General features: G+C 67.0%; 2 protein-coding genes and 2 pseudogenes. All 4 read left to right on the top strand.

Features of this window, described 5'->3' with window-relative positions:
* A partial coding sequence (locus JCM19049_RS09765) for a glutamate ligase domain-containing protein (protein WP_306420774.1) occupies window positions 1-623 on the top strand: 623 nt, incomplete at its 5' end.
* 28 nt (window positions 624-651) lie between these two features.
* Window positions 652-2,109: pseudogene (gene murF, locus JCM19049_RS23420) on the top strand (UDP-N-acetylmuramoyl-tripeptide--D-alanyl-D-alanine ligase).
* Window positions 2,106-3,207 (top strand): annotated as a pseudogene (gene mraY / locus JCM19049_RS09755) (phospho-N-acetylmuramoyl-pentapeptide-transferase). Before murF ends, mraY begins: the two co-directional pseudogenes overlap by 4 nt.
* A complete protein-coding gene (locus tag JCM19049_RS19990) occupies window positions 3,204-3,362 on the top strand; it encodes a hypothetical protein (protein ID WP_279402893.1) in 159 nt (52 codons plus the stop codon). The pseudogene mraY and the gene JCM19049_RS19990 overlap by 4 nt, the downstream one beginning before the upstream one ends.
* The last annotated feature ends 151 nt before the right edge of the window (window positions 3,363-3,513 follow it).

Below are 3,513 nucleotides of genomic sequence, written 5' to 3'. Positions count from 1 at the left end.
GCCAACGCGGCCCTGGCCGTGTGCATGGTCCTGGCCAGCGGGGTCGACCCCACCGGCTGCAGCAGGTGCTTGACGCCCACGACCCGCTTTCCCTGTCGGTGCCGGGGCGGATGCAGGTCATCAGCGAGCAGCCGGTGGCCGTGGTCGACTTTGCCCACAACTCCGATGCGCTGATCAAGGCGCTGGGTTCACTGCGCCCCGGCGACGGGGGACGGCGCATCATCGTCTTCGGGGCCACCGGGGAACGGGACACCACCAAACGCCCGGACATGGGCGCGGTGGCGGTACGCAACGCCGACATCGTCATCGTCACCGACGACGACCCGCACGACGAGGACCCGGCGCAGATCCGCGAACAGGTGGCCGCCGGCGCCCAGGCGGAAATCGACGCGGGCGGCCACGGCGTCAAGCTGTACAACGTCGCGCCACGCGATGCCGCCGTGGAGTTCGCTGTGAGTTTGGCCAACCCGGCCGACGCCATCCTCGTGGCCGGGCGCGGACACGAAGTTAGCCAAGAAGTCGCCGGAATCGACGTTGCGCTGGATGACCGCCAGGAGCTGGCCCAGGCGCTGTCGAAACACGGATTCACGCCCCTTTCGCCGATCGCACAGACGATTGACTAACCCGCCTGAGTGTAAAGTCCTAAATGCCATGATTGAACTGTCCATCCAACAAATCCTTGATATCACCGGCGGGCGGGCGAGCCAGAGCCTGGACCCGGCCGGGGTCATCAGCTCCGTCACCACCGACTCGCGCGAGGTCGCGCCGGGGCGCTGTTCGTTGCCAAGCCCGGCGAATTCTCCGACGGGCACGCCTTCATCGACCAGGCGCTGCAGGCCGGGGCGATCGCCGCCCTGGCCGAACGCGAAACCTTGACCGAACAGCGTCAGCCGCACCCGGCGATCATCGTGACGGACGCGGTGGAGGCGATGGGCCTGATTGCCGCCCACATCGTCGAGTTCCTCAAGGAACGCAACGACGCGGTCGTCGTGGGCATCACCGGTTCGGCCGGCAAGACCACCACCAAGGACCTGCTGGCGGCCCTGCTGTCCACCTCCGGCCCCACCGTTTCACCGATCGGCTCCTACAACGGCGAGGTCGGGGTCCCGCTGACCATCTTCAGCGCCACCGAAGAGACCAAGTACCTGGTCGTGGAAATGGGCGCCACCGGGATCGGACACCTGACCTACCTGACCGGCATGGTCAAGCCGCAGCTGGGCGTGGTGCTCTGCGTCGGCAGCGCCCACGCCGGCGAGTTCGGCGGGGTGGAGAACATCGAGAAGGCCAAGGGCGAACTCGTTGAGGCGCTGCCCGCCAACGGGACCGCGCTGCTGAACGTCGAGGACCCGCGGGTGGCCCGCATGGCCTCGCGCACCGAAGCCGAGGTGCAGTACTTCGGTGCCGCCAACCAGGCCCCGGCGAATGCGGCCGTGTGGGCGAGCGAGGCCGACACCGACGCCAACGGCCGGCTCAGTCTGGTGCTGAACTTCCCGGACGGCTCCACCCACCGGATCACCAGCGGACTGCTGGGCAGGCACCACGTCACCAACATCACCGCCGCCGCCAGCCGCCGCCTACGTGCTGGGCCTGGCCCCGGCGCAGATCGCCGCGACCCTCGACGGCCTGCAGGCCGGCAGCCGCTGGCGCATGGAGCGCATTGAACGCGCCGACGGGGTGAGCATCATCAACGATGCGTACAACGCGAACCCCGACTCGATGCGCGCCGCCCTGATCACCCTGGCCGAACTGGGCCTGCCCAACGAGCAGGGGGTGGCCCGGCGAACCTGGGCCGTGCTTGGCTCCATGTTGGAACTGGGCCCGGATTCGGTGCTGGAGCACGACAAGCTCGGACGCCTGGCCGTGCGCATGAACATCAAGAAGCTGGTGGTCGTGGGCCGTGAAGCCAAACCGGCCTACAACTCGGCGGTCCTGGAGGGCAGCTGGGGAGAGGAAGCCCACTACGTTGAAGACCTCGACGAGGCACGACAGCTGCTGAACGAGCAGCTGGAACCCGGAGACATTGTCTTGTTCAAGTCATCAAACGGTGCGGGGCTGCGTTTCCTCGGAGATGAGATTGCCGCAGAGGTAAAGGAAGGCCGCAAAGCGTGATCGCATTAATTTTGGGGGCAGGCATCGCCTGGTGCTGACCATGGTGGTCATGCCGCTGTACATCCGCCTGCTGACCAAGAAGCAATACGGCCAGGTCGTCCGCGACGACGGACCGAACTCGCACTCGGTCAAGTCCGGCACCCCCACCATGGGCGGTGTGGTGATCGTGCTGAGCGTGTTCATCAGCTACTTCGCCACCCACGGCATCCTGGCCCTGCTGGGCCGGGCCAGCGCCGGCATCACCCCCAGCGGTCTGCTGGTGCTGCTGCTCTTTGGCGGGATGGGCCTGGTCGGCTTCCTGGATGACTTCATCAAGATCGCCAAGAAGCGTTCCCTGGGGCTGCGCGCCTGGCAGAAGATCGTGCTGCAGGCCGTGGTGGGCGTCAGCTTCTCCGTGCTGGCCCTGCAGTTCCCCAACGACAAGGGCCTGACCCCGGCCTCCACCGCCATCTCCTTCCTGCGCGACACCAACATCGACCTGGCCTTCGCCGGCCCGATGCTGGGCTGGTGCTGTTCGTGATCTGGTCGAACTTCATTGTCACCGCCACCACCAACGGCGTGAACCTCACCGACGGGCTGGACGGGCTGGCCACCGGCGCCTCCATCATGGTTTTTGGCGCCTACACCCTGATGGGCATCTGGCAGCAGAACCAGGCCTGCACCATCCCCACCCCCGCCCAGGTCTGCTACACCGTGCGCGACCCGCTGGACCTGGCGCTGCTGGGCGCCACAATCTCCGGTGCCCTGGTCGCCTTCCTGTGGTGGAACGCCAAGCCGGCGAAGATCTTCATGGGGGACACCGGTTCGCTAGCCATCGGCGGCGCGGTTGCCGCGATGGCGATCCTCTCGCGCACCCAACTGCTGCTGGTCATCATCGCCGGGCTGTTCGTGATGATCGCCCTGTCGGTGATCATCCAGGTCGGCTACTTCAAGCTCTCCGGCGGCAAGCGCGTCTTCAAGATGGCACCGCTGCAGCACCACTTTGAGCTCTCCGGCTGGTCCGAGGAGAACGTGGTGGTCCGTTTCTGGATCTTGGCCGGGCTGTTCGTCGCCGCCGGGCTGGGGCTCTTCTACTCTGAATGGGTTGTGGCACTGTGAGTGAACGTCTGGACGAACTAACCAGCTGGGATGCGAACTGGAAGGGCCTGCGCGTGGTCGTGGCGGGCCTGGGCCTGTCCGGCTTCTCCGCCGCCGACACCCTGATCGAACTCGGCGCCTGGTCACCATCGTGGACGGGCGCGAGGACGCGGTGAACGTGCAGCGAGCCGACACGCTGAAGATCGTCGGGGCCCAGCAGGTGCTGCTGGGGGCCGAGCACGTCACCGGACTGCCGCAGGTGGACGGGCAGCAACCCGAGCTGGTCATCGCCTCCCCGGCTGGAACCCGCGCCACCCGGTGCTGGCC

It is taken from the genome of Arthrobacter sp. JCM 19049 (assembly GCF_001310435.1).
The sequence above is the reverse complement of the archived record's forward strand: the minus strand, read 5'-3'. Positions and strand labels throughout refer to the sequence as shown.